The sequence below is a fragment of the Planctomonas sp. JC2975 genome (genome assembly GCF_012985205.1).
In the GTDB taxonomy this organism is placed as follows: Bacteria; Actinomycetota; Actinomycetes; order Actinomycetales; family Microbacteriaceae; genus Humibacter.
Genome location: NZ_JABEKS010000001.1, coordinates 1,910,159 through 1,927,882 on the forward strand (window position 1 = coordinate 1,910,159; position 17,724 = coordinate 1,927,882).

The 17,724-nt window shown below is 69.0% G+C and carries 16 protein-coding genes; 9 read left to right on the plus strand and 7 right to left on the minus strand.

From position 1 onward, the window contains the following. Positions 1–153: 153 nt before the first annotated feature. Together HII28_RS08615 and HII28_RS08620 are read left to right on the plus strand one after the other, a co-directional pair. Positions 154–915, plus strand: a complete 762-nt coding sequence (locus HII28_RS08615; protein ID WP_170025025.1) for a CGNR zinc finger domain-containing protein — start codon at positions 154–156, stop codon at positions 913–915. A 67-nt stretch (positions 916–982) separates the two neighbouring features. Continuing rightward, positions 983–1,855 (plus strand): LLM class flavin-dependent oxidoreductase, encoded by an 873-nt coding sequence (locus tag HII28_RS08620; RefSeq protein WP_170025026.1) that lies wholly within the window; start codon positions 983–985, stop codon positions 1,853–1,855. A 12-nt stretch (positions 1,856–1,867) separates the two neighbouring features. Here the strand turns inward: HII28_RS08620 and HII28_RS08625 are convergent, their stop codons facing one another. Continuing rightward, positions 1,868–2,518, minus strand: coding sequence for a TetR/AcrR family transcriptional regulator C-terminal domain-containing protein (locus tag HII28_RS08625; protein ID WP_170025027.1), 651 nt, complete (start codon positions 2,516–2,518; stop codon positions 1,868–1,870). Positions 2,519–2,645: 127 nt separating this feature from the next. Between HII28_RS08625 and HII28_RS08630 the strand changes: the two genes are divergently transcribed. After that, positions 2,646–3,614 carry a zinc-binding alcohol dehydrogenase family protein gene (locus HII28_RS08630; RefSeq protein ID WP_170025028.1) on the plus strand — a complete coding sequence of 323 codons (969 nt, stop codon included), beginning with the start codon at positions 2,646–2,648 and terminating at the stop codon, positions 3,612–3,614. Between the two features lie 27 nt (positions 3,615–3,641). Here the strand turns inward: HII28_RS08630 and HII28_RS08635 are convergent, their stop codons facing one another. Next, a complete protein-coding gene (locus HII28_RS08635) occupies positions 3,642–3,944 on the minus strand; it encodes a DUF427 domain-containing protein (protein ID WP_170025029.1) in 303 nt (100 codons plus the stop codon). Between the two features lie 193 nt (positions 3,945–4,137). On the opposite strand from HII28_RS08635, the gene HII28_RS08640 reads away from it, so the two are divergent. Beyond that, the gene (locus HII28_RS08640; RefSeq protein WP_170025030.1) at positions 4,138–5,298 is read left to right on the plus strand and encodes a hypothetical protein; all 1,161 of its coding nucleotides are present in this window, start codon (positions 4,138–4,140) and stop codon (positions 5,296–5,298) included. Positions 5,299–5,692: 394 nt separating this feature from the next. Continuing rightward, positions 5,693–6,712, plus strand: coding sequence for a hypothetical protein (locus HII28_RS08645; RefSeq protein ID WP_170025031.1), 1,020 nt, complete (start codon positions 5,693–5,695; stop codon positions 6,710–6,712). 21 nt (positions 6,713–6,733) lie between these two features. Here HII28_RS08645 and HII28_RS08650 read toward each other — a convergent pair whose 3' ends face one another. Both HII28_RS08650 and HII28_RS08655 read right to left on the minus strand, forming a co-directional pair. After that, on the minus strand, positions 6,734–7,549 hold the full coding sequence (locus tag HII28_RS08650) for a 2-phosphosulfolactate phosphatase (protein WP_170025032.1): 816 nt from the start codon (positions 7,547–7,549) through the stop codon (positions 6,734–6,736). A gap of 66 nt (positions 7,550–7,615) precedes the next feature. Further along, on the minus strand, positions 7,616–9,937 hold the full coding sequence (locus HII28_RS08655; protein ID WP_170025033.1) for an AAA family ATPase: 2,322 nt from the start codon (positions 9,935–9,937) through the stop codon (positions 7,616–7,618). Between the two features lie 377 nt (positions 9,938–10,314). Between HII28_RS08655 and HII28_RS08660 the strand changes: the two genes are divergently transcribed. The 4 genes from HII28_RS08660 to HII28_RS08675 all read left to right on the plus strand — a co-directional run bounded on the left by HII28_RS08660 (position 10,315) and on the right by HII28_RS08675 (position 14,175). Continuing rightward, a complete protein-coding gene (locus HII28_RS08660; protein ID WP_170025034.1) occupies positions 10,315–11,928 on the plus strand; it encodes a DEAD/DEAH box helicase in 1,614 nt (537 codons plus the stop codon). 199 nt (positions 11,929–12,127) lie between these two features. Next, positions 12,128–13,180, plus strand: coding sequence for a hypothetical protein (locus HII28_RS20695; RefSeq protein WP_170025035.1), 1,053 nt, complete (start codon positions 12,128–12,130; stop codon positions 13,178–13,180). After that, positions 13,177–13,584 (plus strand): GntR family transcriptional regulator, encoded by a 408-nt coding sequence (locus tag HII28_RS20700; protein ID WP_170025036.1) that lies wholly within the window; start codon positions 13,177–13,179, stop codon positions 13,582–13,584. Before HII28_RS20695 ends, HII28_RS20700 begins: the two co-directional genes overlap by 4 nt. 93 nt (positions 13,585–13,677) lie before the next feature. Beyond that, positions 13,678–14,175, plus strand: coding sequence for a diadenosine tetraphosphate hydrolase (locus HII28_RS08675; protein ID WP_205864605.1), 498 nt, complete (start codon positions 13,678–13,680; stop codon positions 14,173–14,175). A 285-nt stretch (positions 14,176–14,460) separates the two neighbouring features. On the opposite strand, the gene HII28_RS08680 is transcribed toward HII28_RS08675, so the two are convergent. The 3 genes from HII28_RS08680 to HII28_RS08690 form a co-directional block, all read right to left on the minus strand. After that, positions 14,461–15,303, minus strand: a complete 843-nt coding sequence (locus tag HII28_RS08680; protein ID WP_170025038.1) for an SDR family oxidoreductase — start codon at positions 15,301–15,303, stop codon at positions 14,461–14,463. Between the two features lie 96 nt (positions 15,304–15,399). Continuing rightward, positions 15,400–17,079, minus strand: a complete 1,680-nt coding sequence (gene pgi / locus HII28_RS08685) for a glucose-6-phosphate isomerase (protein ID WP_346769238.1) — start codon at positions 17,077–17,079, stop codon at positions 15,400–15,402. Between the two features lie 135 nt (positions 17,080–17,214). After that, on the minus strand, positions 17,215–17,697 hold the full coding sequence (locus tag HII28_RS08690; protein WP_170025040.1) for an FBP domain-containing protein: 483 nt from the start codon (positions 17,695–17,697) through the stop codon (positions 17,215–17,217). Positions 17,698–17,724: the final 27 nt, after the last annotated feature.

Below are 17,724 nucleotides of genomic sequence, written 5' to 3' on the forward strand. Positions count from 1 at the left end.
AGGGGTAACCGCCGCGCTCGGTTACAGTATCCGCGGCGGCAGCGATGCTGCGACTACCGACAGCACCGCGCCCACCTGGAGACGGGAGGCGGCGCGGTGCCGCGCTAGCGGGCATCCCGGATCCGCCGGGCCGTTCCAGGAGCCAGGACCACGATGACGACCACCGATGTACTCACGGGCACTTCGCCCTCCGACGACGAGCAGACTCGGGCAAACCTTGACGCGCAGAGTCGGCCAGGGCTTTCTGCCGCGGGCGTTCCAGCCGAGCCCGAGGCGAAGGGTGTCGGCCATGCCGAGCGTCTTGGTGAGACCGGCCAGTGGTTCCAGTCGCCGGACGGCATCCGCTGGTGGTTCGACTCGGGATGCCTGTGCCTCGACTTCGCCTACACCGGAGGCATGTCCCCTGCCGGAGCCGGAGACCGGATTCCGAACGACCCGTGGGAACGGCTGAGCACCCCCGCCGACCTCTCGGCGTGGCTGCACGACCGCTTCCCGACGATCGACGCCACCTGCGCAGAGCACGAATTGCGGGATGCGCTGACGCTGCGCGACGCGATCGCGAACCTCGCCTACGCGGCGATGAACGGGCATCCGTCGATCGCACGCGACGTTGACGTCGTCAACCTGTACGCCTCGACGCCCGACCTGCCGCCCACCCTCGCCGGCGGCAGCCGTCAGGCCGGACGCACCCGGTCGCGGGCCACGCAGGCGCTGTCGGCCGTCGCACGCGATGCCGTCGCCGTTTTCGGCTCGGATGCCGGCACCCGCCTCCGCGAGTGCGGCGCCGACGACTGCTCCCTCGTCTACCTCGACGTCTCGCGCAGCCGCAACCGCCGCTGGTGCTCCATGCAGCGCTGCGGCAACCGCGCGAAGGTGCGCGCGCACCGGGCGCGGCGAGCTGCCGCGGACGCGTAGGCCCGATCCCCGCGACGGAGGTGGCCGGGCGTTCCGGCCGTCGGCGGTGGATGGCATCCTTGCCGGTATGACGAGCGTCGGAGCGATCTTCAGTCCGTATCCGAATCCGCCCGAGGCCCTGCACGATGCCGCGATCGCTGCGGAACGCGCCGGGCTCGACGAGCTGTGGCTGTGGGAGGACTGCTTCCGGCATTCGGCGTTCGCCGCTGCATCCGCTGCCCTGGCCGTCACATCGACTCTGAGGATCGGAATCGGCATCGCGCCCATGCCGCTGCGCAATGTGGCGGCCACCGCCATGGAGATCGCTACGCTCGCACGGATGTTTCCCGGCCGGCTTCTGCCCGGTATCGGGCACGGTGTGCAGTCGTGGATGGCGCAGGTCGACGCCCGCCCCGCGTCTCCGCTCACGCTGATGCGCGAGTACGCACCGGCTCTGCGGGCCCTGCTCGCCGGCGAAAGCGTGACGACCAGCGGACGCTACGTGACCCTGGATGCCGTGCGTCTCGACTGGCCGCCTGCCGACGTTCCGCTCGTGTACGCGGCGGCGGAAGGCCCCAAGACGCTGCTGGCGTGCGGGGCCGTCGCCGATGGGGTGGTGCTGAACAGCCTGCTCACCGCCGAAGAGGCTGGGCGGGGTGTCGCCGCCGTGAGCGCAGGACGCGCGGAGGCGGGCCGATCCGGCGAACACGATGTCGTCGCGTACGCCGTGGCCGCATTCGGATCGGACGGGCTCGATCGCGCCCGCTCCATGTGGACGGGCGAGGTTCCCGGCGACGCCGATGAGCGCATCCTCGGCGGCAGCGTCGACGATGTCGCATCCGGCGTCCGCCGGTTCGCGGATGCCGGGGTCGACCACGTCGTGCTGCTACCACCGGGAGAGGAGCCCGACCTGGCTGCGTACTTCGAGCAGGCGGGCAAGGTGCGACGGCTCGTCGGCTGACGCGGCCAGCGCTCAAGCCTTCGGGACAGCCCCTCGCAGGCTACCCACGGCGACCACCACCAGGTCGACGAGCGCCTCGAACTGAGCGTCCCGGTCACCGAAGAGCTCCACTCCGGCCTCCACCGTGAGCGGATGCTCCGCCGCACCAACCCGCTCGGCTCGCGCCTGCAGGTCGTAGTGCTGGCGATCATCCGCTTGACCGACCGCCTGCTCCTCGATGCAGAAGCCGACGACGAAGCCGTTCGCGAGCGCGAAGGCGCGCGCCGTGTCGCGCACGGAGAACCCCTGCGCCAGCCACCGCTGCAACCCGGACTCCTGGGCGCCGAGGATGCCAGGATCCGTCAGGTACGTACCGCTGAACGCCTTGGCTCCGTCACGGTGCCGCAGCAGCGCCGAACGCAGCACGTCGCAGAATCGTCGCAGCTCGACGTCCCACTCGGTCCCCTCAGCGATATCGGCGAGCTCCTCGCCGATACCTCGCCACACTTCGGTCGCCACCTCGTCGAAGAGCTCCGCCTTGTCGCGAACATGCCAGTAGAGCGCCGGCGCCTTCACGTCGAGCTTCGCGGCGAGCGCGCGAACCGTGAGGCCCTCCAGCCCGACCTCGTCGAGTAGTTCGAGCGTGGCGGTCACGATGGCCGCCCTCGTCAGACCCTTCGACATGAACCCGCCCTCCCTCGCACCGTCGCGTCGTGGTCCGCAGAGGATCAGCGGAAAGCCCGAGAGCGAACCATTGACACTTTAACAATGTTAAGGCACGATCTTCTTTAACAACGTTAAGGAGAGCATCATGAAGGCTGCAGTTATCGAATCCGCGGGCCTGGCGCCCCGCTACGGCGAGTTCCCCGAGCCGGAGACGAGCGAGGATCGCGAGCTCGTCTCGCTGGTGGCTGCTGGCATCCACCCGGTCGTACGGGCGCTCGCCGCCGGCAGCCACTACGGCTCGCACGGCCTCTGGCCCGCGATCCCCGGCGTCGACGCGGTGGCGCGCACCGACGACGGAACGCTCATCTACACGGGCTTCATCGCCGCGCCGTACGGCACTCTCGCCGAGCGGATGGCCGTGCCGCACGCACCCCGCCTTCCGCTGCCCACCGGAGCCGATCCGGTGCAGGTCGCCGGTGGCATGAATCCCGGCCTGTCATCGTGGATGCCGCTGAACGCTCGCCGCGATGAGACCGGATCCCTTGGCACCGTCCTCGTGCTCGGAGCGACGGGCACCGCAGGGATCCTCGCCGTGCAGAACGCGTTCGTGCTCGGCGTCACGCGCGTGATCGGTGCCGGACGGGATCCGGAACGTCTGGCGGCCGCCACTGCCTTCGGGGCGGAGACGCTGCGCCTCACCGGTGATCGGGCTGCGGATGCCACGGCCATCCGCTCAGCCCTCGGCGATGGCAGCCCATCCGTCGTGCTCGACTTCGTCTGGGGCGAGCCGGCAGAGGCGACCTTCGACGCGCTGCTGCGGCACTCCCTCGACGAGGACGAGGGCGACACGGCGTACGTCGAGATCGGCTCACTGGCCGGTGCGGAGGCATCCGTTCCCGCCGCGCTGCTGCGGAGCACACGCATCCGGCTGACCGGATCCGGCGCGGGCAGCGCGTCCATGGCGGAGCTCATGCGGCAACTGCCGGTCTACCTCGACCTCATTGCGACCGGGGCCGTGCGTGTGCCGACGTCGTCCTACGCGCTCAGCAGCATCGAGGACGCATGGTCCGCTGCCTCGAACGCAGGAACCCGCGCCGTGGTCGTGCCCGACTGAGGCTCGACGCCGCGGAACCGCAGCACCTTAGTCGACGACCCGGACCTCTTTCCAGAACGCGACGTAGTCGCTGAAGTCCTTGCCCACCCGATCGAATGCGGTCGGATACGGTGTCGGATAACTCCACGCCCGGTCCTGCAGACGCTGTCCGTCCGCGTTCACGGTGAAGTACTGGCACTCGCCCTTCCACGGGCACGTGTACGGAGTCGGGCTCTTCTCGAGCAGCTCGGACTTCACGCTCGACGGCGGGAAATACCAGTTGCCCTCGATCTTGATGAGGTCCTCGACCGGGGCCTCGGCGATCACGGTGTCGTTCACTACAGCTTTCACAGCAGGTCATCCCTTCCACGCACAGGCTGCCACTGACGACCCAAACACGCTCCGAGCGGATGCCATTCCCTCGGACGCCGTCGGATCTCGAGCACGGATGTCCCCGTGTCCTAGGCTGTCCACGCCCGCACGTGCACAACGCACGCCGGGCGGAGCGGATGCCGCCCTCGAAGCCCTACTCCTGCGGAGACACATGATCGACGACGGCCGGCCCGACGACCACGGGGCCGCGAACGGCGCGACCCGAGCGCCGTGGGAGGGAACGGATGCCGGGGTGGGAGCGACAGGTCCGACATCCGCTGCGCAGAAGCCACGACGCCGGGGCGTGGGGCTCCTCATCGGGCTCATCCTCGGAGGCCTCGCACTGCTCGCCGCGACAGTGCTCGGCGCAGTGTGGTTCGCGTCGGAGGCCGTTTCGCACACGCCGCAGGCGGCAGCCGTTCCCTACCTGACCGCCCTAGCCAAGGGCGACGTGAAGAAGGCTGTCGCGCTGGGGCGCATCGACACGCACAGTCCGCTGGTGACCGATGCGGCCTACGCGAAGACGCAGGATCGCATCACGGGCTATTCGATCGCCAAGGCCAGCATCGGGGACTCCGCTGCGAGCGTCCAGGTGACCTACACGCAGGACGGCGACCGGCACACTGACACCCTGCTGCTGACGAAGTCCGGCACCGACCTGCTCTTCTTCCCGCGCTGGACGCTGAAGCCCATCACGCTTCCGCACATCACGGTGTCCGTGGGCGCACCCGACGGGGCCGCGCTGCAGGTGAACGGCACCGCCATCACCGGCGCCGGCGAGCGGTCCACGAACCTCGACGTGCTGCCAGGCACGTACAACGTGAGGCTCGCCGACAACCCCGCGTATCAGGCGGTGTCGAAGCAGCTGCCGGTGACCGCGCTCAACGGCGAAGCGGCCGGCACGCCCGTCGGCACAGCCAGTCTCGCGGCGATGCTGACGGATGCCGGCATCGCGTCCGCCTCGACCGCCGTGAACGCGTGGGTCGCCGCGTGCATCGCGCAACAGACCATCCAGCCCGACGGGTGCAGCTTCGGCCTCATCGACGACTATCCGGATGTCACCCTCACCAATCAGCACTGGACGCTGGTCGACGCGCCGTCCTTCGACGTGGGCGACTGGGACGGCACGGGCTGGACGGTGACGACCACGGCGGCCGGGTCTGCGACGTTCAGCGCCGATGCCGCGACGTCCGACGGACGCCACGGCACGTTGACGTCGCAGGATCCCGTCGCGGTGCAGGTGGCAGGGCACATCACGGGATTCGACGCGAACGGAAAAGCGATCTTCGTCTCGATCGACTGGTCGGGCAAGGAGACGCTGCCCACCGCATGATGCGGCGCGAGCACACCTGCTGAGGGAACGCATCGCCCGTCGGCGGTCGACGTTTCGATCTGCGCGCGAAGAGCCCCCGAACAAGGGTCGAACGTGCCGTTGTCGGCCGCTGTGGCCGGTGCCATAGTCATGGTCAGCAACTCAACGAGGAGGAACCCTGACCATCGCACCCGCCGACTCGTCGGCACCGCTCGAACCCGAACCAGACCAGAACGAAAGCACCGCCGCCCCCACCGAAAGCACGAACGCACCCGCTGAAACCACCGCCGCCCCTGCCGAAAGCGCGCCGATCCCCGACGAGGGCAGCACACCCGGCGACATCGCCGCCAACGGCCTCGCAACCGCGCCGACCGCATCCGGCTCCACTGATGTTCCCCACCGTCGACGACGACGGGTGCTCCTCTGGACCCTCATTCCGGTCGGATCCCTCGCGATCATCGCCGCCGTCGCGCTCGGTGCCGCATGGACGATCGGACAAGCCCACGATCACGATGCCCGCGTTCCCGTGCGCTCCTACCTCGAGGCGCTGCGGGTCGGCAACGTCGACGACGCGCTGCAGCAGTCCGGATACACGGCCAAGCCCGCCGACGTGCTGCTCGACTTCAACGCCTACGACGCCGCGAAGAACACGCTCACCCACTACGCCATCTCCTCGCCGCACCGCACGGGATCCACCGCGACGGTCGTGGCGCAGCTCACGTTCGGCTCGAAGAAGACCACCCAGACCTTCCACCTGCGCACGACGGGCAGCGACTTCGTGTTCTTCCCGCGCTGGAAGCTCGTGCCGTTCTCGCCGGGCGAGGTGACGGTGCAGCTGAACGGACCGAAGGATGCCAGCATCTATGCAGACGGGTCGCAAGACATCACCGCGCGCGGCCTGGTGCATCTCAGGGCGCTGCCCGGCACGTACTCGATCGGGCTCTCCGGCACGGATCCGGTCTACGCGGCCGACCTGCTGACCGGTCAGTACTATCCGGGGATGAAGGCGCCGAAGACACCCAAGCTCACGGTGTGGTTGACCGACAAGGCGAGCGCGACGGCGCTGTCCGCAGTGAACTCGTGGCTGGCATCCTGTCTGACCTCGGGGATGTCGAAGCCGACGGGGTGCGCATACGGCCAACAGGACCTGCACCCCAGCGGCGGAACGCTGACGAACCAGACCTGGACGCTGGACAAGGCGCCGACCTTCGAGATCGGCCCATGGGACGGCACCGGGTTCCCCGTCGTGACGACGTCGCCAGGCAGCGTAGCCTTCCGTTCCACCATCACGCTGCCCGACGGGCGAAGCGGTACATACGGCTCCATCTCCGACGGCGTCGTCGTGCTGGCGGGACACATCACGCGGATCGACGCCGGCAGCGCCACCTACCAGGAACTCGACCTCACCGGGAGCGGATCCACGCCCCAGACGTGACGATCGCCGCTGCGGAGCGGATCACTGCATCGACGCGATCCGCTCCGCAGCGGCATCCACGTAGACACCGTCGACGAGCACGGGGACCGTGGTCGAGACATCCGTCTGGAATGCCACCTCGATGTCTTCGCGCTGGTCGTCCTTGAGCAGTTCGCCGCCGCTCACCGAGGCCGTGAACATGTGGCGGATGCCGCGCGCGAGCCCCGTGTAGGCGGCGCACGCGGCCGCCGCCTCCGGCGAGCACGCGTCGATGCCGAACTTTCCGAGGGCGTCGATGACGGCGCCTGCTGCGAGCATGTCCTCGACGGCGAAGCGCACTGTCTCATCGGTGCGCGTCTCGCCCGCCGCGACGACGGAGACCATCGCGCGGCGCCCGATGCGCTGCTGGTAGTCGAAGATCCACCGGGCGACGGCCGTGCGGTTGCGAAGCGTCGCTGCCACCACCGGAACGCCGTACGTCGCGGCGAGCGCCGTGAGGCGCGATCCGTTGAGCGACGGCACGACCGCTCGGGAAGCGCCGAAGGCCGCCACGTTGTCCGCCGTCATGCTGGACGGCGACAGCGACACCCCAGGGTCGCCACGTCGGCCGGCGAGGCGGGCGTCGCCGAACGCGCCGGCAGCATCCGCTTCTTCCGCCTCGTGCCGGAGCCCTGCGTACGGCTGCACCTCGAGGCCGAGGGCGACGCCCATCTCGACGGTCGTCGTGAATGAGATGGCATCGATGACGACGATGACGCCCGCACCGTGCGCGATGCCGCGCAGACCCTCGCGGCCCCAGTCGAAGCGCACCTCGTACGGCTGCTGGGTGGGGTCGTCGGGTCGCAGGGGTGTCTTCACCCGGTCATGGTATCGGCCGCGCAACCGCCGGTTTGCGGGGCCCGGAGCTGCTGAGCGCCCTCCAGCTCAGGGGCGCACGAGCGTGAGGCGCTGCGTCGGCCTGGTCATGGCCACGTAGAGAGCGGATGCCCCGCGCGGCGACTCCGCGACGACCGCGTCCGGATCCGCGATCACCACCGCGTCGAACTCGAGGCCCTTCGCGTCGTGCGCGGTGAGCACCACGATCGGTTTCACGAGGCCGGAAGCACCGCGACCCGCCTCCGCGCCGAAACGGGATGCGACGGCATCCGCGACGGATTCCACGAGCGCCACGGGCGTGATCACCGCCAGCGCTCCCGAGTCGTCGACCCCCCTGTCGTACGCGACGGCGTCCACGACCGCGGCTGCAAGGTCCGACGACCCTGCGGCGACCTCCCTCACGGGCCAGTCCCCCTCACGGACGGCGCGAGCCGGCGTGATCGGGAGACCGCTCGCTCTGGCGAACTCCTCGGCGGGACGCGCGATCTGCGCCGGCGTGCGGTAGTTGACCGTGAGTTCCTCGAGGCGCCAGTGGTTCCTGAAAAGCGGGCCGACGGCATCCGCCCAGTTGCGTCCGCCGTGCGCCGACGACGACTGCGCTATGTCGCCGACGATCGTGAACGACTTCATCGGGCACCTCCGCACCAAGAGGCGCCACTGCATCGGACTCAGTTCCTGCGCTTCGTCGACGACGACGTGCCCGTACACCCACGTGCGATCGGATGCCGCCCGCTCGGCCGTCGTGAGCCCGTCGCCGTGCGCTTCCGCCTGCTCGACCAGTTGCTCGGCCGTCACGAAGGATTCCGCACCGGCATCAGCGATGGCCGCCTTCGCCACGCGCAGGTCGCGTTTGCGCTGCTCCTTCGCCGCCTGGCGCGTCGCCTGGTCCCTGGCGTCCGGCGCTTCGCCGAGCACCTCGGCAGCCTCGTCGAGCAACGGGATGTCGCTCACGGTGAACGCGGCTTCCCGTGGCCGGTGCAGCAGTGCGCGCTTCTCCTCGCTCCACGTCGACGTCAACTCGGCGAGCCACTGCGGCCGGGCGTACAGGTCGCCGAGGAGCTTCTGCGGTGTCAGCGGCAGCCAGGCGGTGTTCAGCAGCACGCGTGCGTCGTAGCTGGTGCGCACGTCCTCGCGGAGCACGGCGAGATCCTCTTCGTCGAGCGTCTGACCCCTGCTTCGCAGCTGCTCCGCCAGCTGGGCGGTGAGCGCCGTGAGCGCGCTCTTCACGAACGTGACGCGAGCGACGTTGTGCGGCTTGCCGGTGCGCTGCGCTCGCCGAACGGCATCCGCGATGAGTGCGGGCTCCACGACGATCCGCTCGTTGTCCACCTCGATGACGGATACCTCGGCCGGCACCTTCTGCCTGGCCTCGACGGCTCGGTGCAGGAGGCTCACCATCTGCTTGGAGCCCTTGAGCTGGGCGACGGCGGGCGCGTCATCCGTGTCAGCCGTCACACCGGGAAAGAGCTCGCCCAGGCTCTGCATCACCACGCCGGTCTCGCCGAGCGCCGGCAGCACCTCCTCGATATAGGTGAGGAACGCGCGTGTCGGCCCCACGACCAGCACGCCGGATGCCTGCAGCTTCTGCCGGTGCGCGTACAGCAGGTAGGCGGCACGGTGCAGCGCGACAGCCGTCTTGCCCGTGCCGGGGCCGCCCTGAACGACCAGGGCGTCGCGCAGCTCGGAGCGGATGATCCTGTCCTGCTCGGACTGGATCGTCGCCACGATGTCGTTCATGCGCCCGGTGCGCTGCGCCATCAGGGCAGCCATCAGTGCAGCGTCGCCCGACACCTCGTCCGGGCGGGTCCCCGCCTCCGCGAAGAGCGCAGCGTCGAACACCTCGTCGTCGACGCGCAGCACGTTCCTGTCGCGCATGGTCAGGCGGCGACGGGCCGCGACACCGAGCGGATTGGCTGCCGTCGCCTGGTAGAACGCGCTGGCCTGCGGTGCGCGCCAGTCGAGGAGCACGGTGTGCTCGTCGTCGTCACGGAGCCCGATCCGTCCCACGTAGCGCAGCAGCGGATCGCGCAGCGGATCCTCACCATCGCTGCCGGCGGAGCTTTGCCCGCCCTCATCCTGTCGAAGGGTCGAAGCCCCGCCACGGTCATCGGTTCCGAGCGGTTCGACGGATGATGTCATCAACTGGAGACGTCCGAACACGAGTCGCGGCTCGACCTCACGCAACTGCAGGATGCGGTCCTCGTAGAGGCGGGCGTATGCGTCCCTCTCCCCGCGCGCCTGGTGCGTGCCTCCCGCGGTCTGACGTCGTACGGCGGCCAGCCGCTGCACCGTGTCCTCCCGGAGGGAATCGAGTCTGCCGTACAGCTCCGCGACGACGTGACGTTCGCGGTCGAGCTCCGATTCGTGCACGCATCCCCCCGGTTCGAAAGTCAGGACAGTCAAGTTTAGTCAAGCCGTCACCGACACGGGAGCGGGCACCTGCGCATTCGGCACCACGTCGTCGCGTTCCCGGAAACACGTCGTGCCTGTTATCCTGAAGTCTCTTGCGGTCCCATCGACGGGCACCGCCTGCGTCGTCAGAGCGCATCACCCCGCGACCCGGTCCAGCTTGTCCGACCGTCGCGAAAGATTCCTTCTCACGGCGAACGGATGCGCCCTCCCGGCGCCTTCGCCATGTTCCAGCATCAGCGTTGCAGGCTCGCCTGCGCCAGCACCACAGCACAACTGCGCTGAAGCACCATCCCAGCCGCGCCCGACCTGCGGCTGCCCGCCTGAAAGGCACCCCCATGACTTCCTTCTCCGACCTCGGAGTACCCGCCCCGCTCGTCGCCGCGCTCGCGCGCGACGGCAAGACCGAGGCGTTCCCGATCCAGGCCGACACGCTTCCCGACACGCTCGCCGGACGCGACGTGCTCGGCCGCGGCAAGACCGGATCCGGCAAGACCATCGCGTTCGCGCTGCCCATCGCGGCCCGCCTCGGCACCACGCTGGCCGGCGGGAAGCGCCGCGCCGGACATCCACTCGCCCTCGTCCTCGCGCCGACCCGCGAGCTGGCGACGCAGATCGCCGCAACGTTCGAGCCGCTCGCCGCGGCCTACAACCTGACGACGACGACCGTGTTCGGCGGCGTCAACCAGAAGCGCCAGGTGGATGCGCTGAAGGCAGGCGTCGACATCCTCGTGGCCTGCCCCGGACGCCTCGAAGACCTGATGAAGCAGGGATTCGTCTCGCTCGACGCCGTCGAGATCACCGTGCTCGACGAGGCGGACCACATGGCCGACCTCGGCTTCCTGCCCGTCGTCACACGCATCCTCGACAAGACACCTGGGTCCGGCCAGCGACTTCTGTTCTCCGCGACGCTCGACAACGGCGTTGACAAGCTCGTGAAGCGCTTCCTGCACTCGCCCGTCATGCACTCCGTGGACGACGAGACCAGCCACGTCGACCGCATGACCCACCACGTGTTCGAGGTCGCCGACCTCGACGCGAAGAACGATGTGGTGCGGGCACTGGCGTCGGGAACGGGCCGCAGCATCCTGTTCATGCGCACCAAGCACCACGCGAAGCGGCTCGCCAAGAAGCTGACCGATTCGGGCATCCCGGCCGTCGACCTGCACGGCAACCTGTCGCAGCCGCAGCGCGACCGCAACCTCGCCGCATTCGGCGACGGCAGCGTTCGTGTCATGGTGGCGACGGATGTCGCGGCTCGCGGTGTGCACATCGACGACGTCGAGCTCGTGGTGCACGTCGACCCGCCCATGGAGCACAAGGCCTACCTGCACCGCTCGGGACGCACGGCTCGTGCCGGCGCCACGGGGGATGTCGTGACCATCTCGCTTCCCTCCCAGCAGTCGGATCTGCGCCAGATTCTGCGCAAGGCCGCCATCGCCGTCACGCCGGTCTCCGTGACCGCGAACTCGCGCGAGGTCACCGAGCTGGTCGGCGAGGTCGCGCCGTACGTGAAGCCCGCACCGAAGGTGCAGCAGGGCGGCGGACGCGGCACCACGCCGAAGAAGCCCAGGCAGCAGAGCTCGGAGCAGTCGGAGCGCCGCACGGACGGCGCCGGCACCGGCGGCCGTCGCGGAGGCCGCTCGCGCGGCACCGGCGGCCAGCTCTCCGGCGGCCGCGGATCCCAGGGCGATGGTGCTCGCGGCGCGAGCACGCAGAGCTCGGGCAAGCGGACTGCGAACTCGCAGAGCCAGAACCGGCAGGGCGCCAGGTCACAGGACTCGCGGCCGCAGGGCACGTCGTCGCAGGGCACCGGCGCAAGGAACGGAGCCCGCCACGGGCAGACCGCGAGCGGCCGTAGCGGTGCGCGCACGGGCATCCGTGTCGGCGACGTCGTGCGTCAGAACTCCGGGACTTCGCGCGGCCGGGGCTCGCGTCGCGCCCAGGGCTGACAGCAGGAAGCGTCGGTCCACTGAATCGTCGGGATGCCGAATCGTTCGGCATCCCGACGATTCGTCTGCGGCGGCTTTTCGACGATTCGTCTACGGCGGCTTCCCTACGACTCCTCTGCGGCGGATTCTCGACATCGAGTTGCGCTTCCCATCGGGTTGGACGCTTGTACTAGCCTGTTGATACATATCGGGAGGCGTCGTGGCTGAACTCGTCCTGCCCTGGCTGGTGAGCCTCATCAGCTGCGTCTGCGTCATCGCTGCGGTCGATCGAGCGCGTCGCCTGGCCCTCCTCCGCGGAACCGAAACCGTCTCGGCGCCGGGGGCGGATGGGGAATCAGCGGCTTCTGCCGTGCACGGCGCGCAGCGGGTCGTGGCGTGGGCCGGCGGCTCCGGTCTCGCGGTCGCGGCCATGTCGGCCATCGCTGCGGTCTTCGCCGGAATCGGCCCGAACGGCCTGTTCCAGTGGTCCGTTTCCGGGTTCTCGGCGCCGCCGGTGTCCGGTGCGCTCCTGGTGTTCGCGCCGCTGGCCGGGGCGGCGGTGTTCGCGCTCGTCATTGCCCTGCGTCCGGCTGCGCTGTGGGGCAGCGCGCCGCACAGGCGCGAAGCCCAGCTCCTCGCTGAGCGGCCCCACTCTTCTCTCACACTGCTGGCCGGACTCGCTGTCGCCGCGATCGCTCTGCTGATTCTGACGGTGTCGGTCGGAGCGGCCGTGCACGGCTCCGATCCTTCCAGCGGTCCGACCCTGACGGTCGCTCGCGCAGGAGCCACGGATTCGATCGCCTATCCCGGGCCGGGGTATGTCGTCGCCATCGTCATCGCTGTGCTGGTGGTTGCTGGCGTGATCGCCGCCGCGGTCATGCGAGTGCGAGCAGCACCGGGTCCGGGAGTCCCCGGGTTGACCGCCGTCGATCGGGCCGTTCGGTCATGGCAGACCGGATTGCTCGTTCTGACCGGAACTGCGGCGATGACCATCGGAATCGGAATCACGTCCTGGACCGTCGGCAGCAGCTATACCGCGATCTCGCGATTCCTTGTCATCGGCGACTGCCACTCGACCGGTCCGAACAGTTCGATGTGTCATGCCGTCGGCGTCCGCTACGCCCAGCCGGCATTCGCGATGGGTGTGACCGAGGTCGTGTTCGGAGTCATCCTGGTCGCCGTCTCCCTCACCCTCGTGCTGGTCATCGCCCAGCGCATCCGCCGCGGGGTTCCCCTCACGGTCGTTTCTCCGACAGATCCGGTCACGGCGTGATCAGCATCGATGACTCGGATCCGGTCCCGGTGTTCGAACAGGTCCGGTCGCAGATCGCCGCGCAGATCCTCACTGGGGCCCTCCAGGTCGACCAGAACCTACCGACCGTGCGGCAACTGGCCCGCGATCTCCGCATCGCCCCCGGAACCGTCGCCCGCGCCTACCAGCTCCTCGAGAGTGAAGGGCTCGTCACCACCGGTCGCCGCGCCGGAACACGGGTGAGCATCGACGCCGACCAGTATCCCGACGTCCTCGACTCCGCACTCGGCTACGCCGACGCCGCTCGAGCCCGCGGCCTCACCCTCGAGCAGGCCGTCTTCGCGCTCAACGCTGCCTGGAACACAGGTCCCGAACGCAGGCGGAGACGCGAACGCGATGCCCGATCGGGCGAGGACGCTCGGTGAACGCATCCGTCCACGACAGCCACGGTGCCCTCGAGGGATCCCGATCCGTGCAGGCGAGGCGCCTGGGCCTTCTCGGATATATGGTCGGTGCTCATGGATTGGCGAGAGGATCGTATCGGTTCAGCCGCGCGCGGAGAGAACCCCACCGTCCTGGCAGAGCTGAAGAGCGGGTACGCGGCCATCGGCGATGTGCAGTTCCTCCCCGGATACTGCGTCCTGCTCGGCAAAGACCCGGATGCCAGGGCGCTGTCGGAGTTGCCGCGCACGGAACGAGTGCAGTTCCTCGCCGACGTCGACCTTCTGGCCACGGCAGTCGAGCGGGCGTGCCGTGAAGCCGACCGGGCGTTCCGACGCGTGAACATCGACATTCTCGGCAACGCCGACGCCTTCGTGCACGCGCACATCTGGCCGCGCTACGACTGGGAGCCCGCCGACCTGGTCCGGCGGCCGGTGTGGCTCTACGACCTCGCCAACTGGAGCGATCCGTCGATGCGACTCGGCGAACAGCATGAACCGCTGCGCGACAGCATCGCCACCCACGTGCACAAACTCGCGGACACCGATCCCGTGCAGGTCCGACCCGGCCGCTGACTCACCCCCAGCAACCGGGATCCGACCCCGTTCTTTCCTTCCCCTCCACCTACACCGGCGGCGCAGACTCCCCACGCCACCGAACAGAGCGAGGGTGGGGAGGCATCCGTAAGGCAATCGGGGTGATGGGCCCCGTTCTTGCCTTCCCCTCCTCAACACCGGCGGCGCAGACACCCGACGCCACCGAGCAGAGCGGGGGTGGGGAGGCTCGCTCACGGCAATCGGGGTGCAGGGGCCCCCGTTCTTGCCGTGAGTGAGCCTCCCCACCCCGCGACACCCCGTTACTCAGAGCGAACCCTGAGCCCGCTCCGCCACCCGCTGCCACTCCTCCCACTGGGCGATCCGCGCCGCATAGTCGTTCTTCGCCGTGGTGAGCGGGCTGGTGCCGAAGAATACGCGCAGCGGCGGGTTCTCGGCGTCGACGACCTCGAGCAGTGCCGCTGCCGTGGCCTCAGGGGCGCCGGGAGCCGCGTTGCGGCTGGCGCGCGACGCCGCGACCTGTGCGTGCACGTCGGCGTAGTCGGGCAGCGGTTCGGAATGCTTGGCGGATGCCCCCGACCAATCGGTCGCGAATGCTGCGGGCTCGACGAGCGTGACGTGCACGCCGAAGGGCGCGACTTCCTGCGCGAGTGCCTGGCTGAATCCCTCGAGCGCCCACTTCGAGGCGTTGTAGATGCCGACGAGCGGGAACGCGCTGATGCCACCGATGGACGACACCTGGATGATGTGTCCGCTGCCTTGCGCGCGCAGGTACGGCAGTGCCGCCTGGGTGATCCACAGGGCGCCGAAGACGTTGGTCTCCACCTGGGCGCGCGCCTCGTCCTCTGTGACTTCTTCGATGAAGCCGAAGTGTCCGTACCCGGCGTTGTTCACGACGATGTCGAGGCGTCCGAAGCGCTCGTGCGCCTCGGCGACGGCGGCGAAGTCCGCGGCGCGATCCGTCACATCCAGCTGGATCGGCAGCAGTCGGTCGCCGTACTTCTCCACCAGGGCGTCGAGCGAGGATGCGTCTCGAGCCGTTGCCGCGACGCTGTCGCCGCGTTCGAGGGCGGCTTCCGCCCAGGCGCGGCCGAAGCCGCGCGACGTTCCCGTGATGAACCAGACCTTGGGTGCAACCGTTTCAGACATGGGTGAAAGGTTAGGGCGCCGGTTCCGACCTTGCTGCGGTGTTGCGATCGAAGTCGTCCGGGGCCGGCGCACCTGATCCCGCCCCGGACGGCTGTGTCAGCTCCGGTTGCTCCGGTAGTACTCGAGGAGGCCACGGGTGGACGCGTCTTGTGCGGCAGCGGCATCCGCATCGCCTTCGATCGCCGGAGCGATCTGCAGTGCGAGCTGCTTGCCGAGCTCGACGCCCCACTGGTCGAACGAGTTGATGCCCCACACGACGCCCTGCGTGAAGGTGATGTGCTCGTACAGCGCGATCAGCTCGCCGAGCACGCGCGGCGTGAGCGCCGCCGCCATGATGGATGTCGTCGGCCGGTTCCCGGGGAATGTGCGGGCCGCTACGAGCGCACCGGTCGTGCCCTCCGCCTCGACCTCGTCGGCGGTCTTGCCGAACGCGAGCGCCTTGGTCTGCGCCAGGAAGTTCGCCAGGAACAGTCCGTGCACGTCGCGGTCGCCGTCCTTCAGCGGATAGGCGGGGTTCGCGAACGCGATGAAGTCAGCGGGGATGAGCCGGGTTCCCTGATGGATCAGCTGGTAGAACGCGTGCTGGCCGTTCGTGCCCGGCTCACCCCAGAACACCTCGCCCGTCGTGGTCGTGACGGGCGAGCCGTCCCACCGCACAGACTTGCCGTTCGACTCCATGGTGAGCTGCTGCAGGTAGGCGGGGAAGCGGTGCAGAAGCTGCGCGTACGGAAGCACGGCGTGCGACTGGGCGCCCAGCAGGTTGGAGTACCAGACGTTGAGGAGCCCCATGAGAACCGGCACATTGCGCTCGAGTGGAGTCGATGCCACGTGCTCGTCGACGGCGTGGAATCCGGCGAGGAAGTCGCTGAAGTTCTGCGGCCCGAGCACGATCGCGAGCGACGTGCCGATAGCGGAGTCCACCGAGTAGCGGCCGCCGACCCAGTCCCAGAATCCGAACGCGTTGTCGGTGTCGATGCCGAACGCGGCGACCTTGTCGAGCGCGGTCGAGACGGCGATGAAGTGGTGGGCGACGGCATCTGTCTTGCTCTGCTCGTCGTCGGAGATGGCGTCGGATGCGCTCAGCCCCGCCCACAGCCAGTCGCGGGCGAGGCGCGCGTTGGTCAGCGTCTCGAGCGTCGTGAACGTCTTGGACGCGACGATGAAGAGCGTCGTCTCCGGATCGAGGTCCGCGGTCTTCTGCGCGAGGTCGGTCGGGTCGATGTTCGAGATGAATCGGGCCTCGATGCCGGCGTCCGCGTAGGGCTTCAGCGCCTCGTAGACCATGACGGGGCCGAGGTCGGATCCGCCGATGCCGATGTTGACCACCGTCGCGACCTTCTTGCCTGTGACACCGGCGAAGTCGCCCGAGCGCACCCGGTCGGCGAACGCGGCGATCCGGTCGAGCACCTCGTGCACGTCGTGGTCGACATCCTGGCCGTCGACGACCAGCTCGGGCGCGGCATCCGCTGGACGGCGCAGTGCGGTGTGCAGCACGGCTCGATCCTCGGTCGTGTTGATGTGCACACCGGAGAGCTGCTGCCGGAAGCGCTCGGCGACGCCGGTCTGCTCGGCCAGGCGCACGAGGGATGCCACGATCTCGTCTGTCACGAGATTCTTCGAGAGGTCGACGTGCAGGTCGGCCAACGGGAAGCTGAGGCGCTCGACACGTGCGGGATCATCGGCGAACCAGCCGCGGAGGTCCGGTTCGAACGCGTTCTTGTGGGCCTCGAGCTCGGCCCAGGCGGGTGTGGTGGTGGCGTCGACGGGAGAGTTCACGGGGTCAACGGTAGTCGGACACCGCGCCTCGCCATCCGTATTCAGGACATACGCGGAGATGTCCATGCAGTGTCGGCATCCGAGCCCATGTCCTGAAAACGGATGGCCGGTTGCGCGGACCGGGACGAACGCCGGTCAGGCCGTCTTCATCACGGTCGCGGTGAAGTTGTGCACCCGCGAGAGCAGCGCATCCGCTCGCTCCGCGATGTGTTCTGCCGACTGGGCGTGCGGCGGCGTGATGCGGATGAGCAGCGAGCACGCCAGGTCGTCGCAGATGTACGAACCGATGGTGTTGCCGTTTCGGCCGGCCTCGCCTGCGCGTGGTGCGCTGAACATCCGCACCTGCGTCGCGGGCTGGGCGGAGTGGCAGAACGAGCACATGGCAGCGATTCCCGGCCGCAGTCCGCCGCTCGCGGCTCGCAGCACGATGCCGGTCGGCCGGTCGTGCATCCAGTGCACGATGTAGCCGAGATGGGATGCCTGCGGGTCGCGCCAGCCGAGGAACTCGCGTTCGTCCCACAGCGTTTCGTGGATGCCGGGAATGGGCAGCCTGTCGAGCTGCTCCGGCGTCGCGTTCACGAACGACGAACGGATTTCCTCTTCCGTCAGCGGCTTCACACGGCTCCCCTCGACGATGTGCGAGTC

Bases quoted from the DNA above. Each gene is read 5' to 3' on its own strand.
- HII28_RS08620 (WP_170025026.1), top strand. From the start codon at position 983: ATGACGAGCGTCGGAGCGATCTTCAGTCCGTATCCGAATCCGCCCGAG.
- HII28_RS08630 (WP_170025028.1), top strand. From the start codon at position 2,646: ATGAAGGCTGCAGTTATCGAATCCGCGGGCCTGGCGCCCCGCTACGGC.
- HII28_RS08680 (WP_170025038.1), bottom strand. From the start codon at position 15,303: ATGTCTGAAACGGTTGCACCCAAGGTCTGGTTCATCACGGGAACGTCG.
- HII28_RS08625 (WP_170025027.1), bottom strand. From the start codon at position 2,518: ATGTCGAAGGGTCTGACGAGGGCGGCCATCGTGACCGCCACGCTCGAA.
- HII28_RS08660 (WP_170025034.1), top strand. From the start codon at position 10,315: ATGACTTCCTTCTCCGACCTCGGAGTACCCGCCCCGCTCGTCGCCGCG.
- HII28_RS08615 (WP_170025025.1), top strand. From the start codon at position 154: ATGACGACCACCGATGTACTCACGGGCACTTCGCCCTCCGACGACGAG.
- HII28_RS08640 (WP_170025030.1), top strand. From the start codon at position 4,138: ATGATCGACGACGGCCGGCCCGACGACCACGGGGCCGCGAACGGCGCG.
- HII28_RS08675 (WP_205864605.1), top strand. From the start codon at position 13,678: ATGGATTGGCGAGAGGATCGTATCGGTTCAGCCGCGCGCGGAGAGAAC.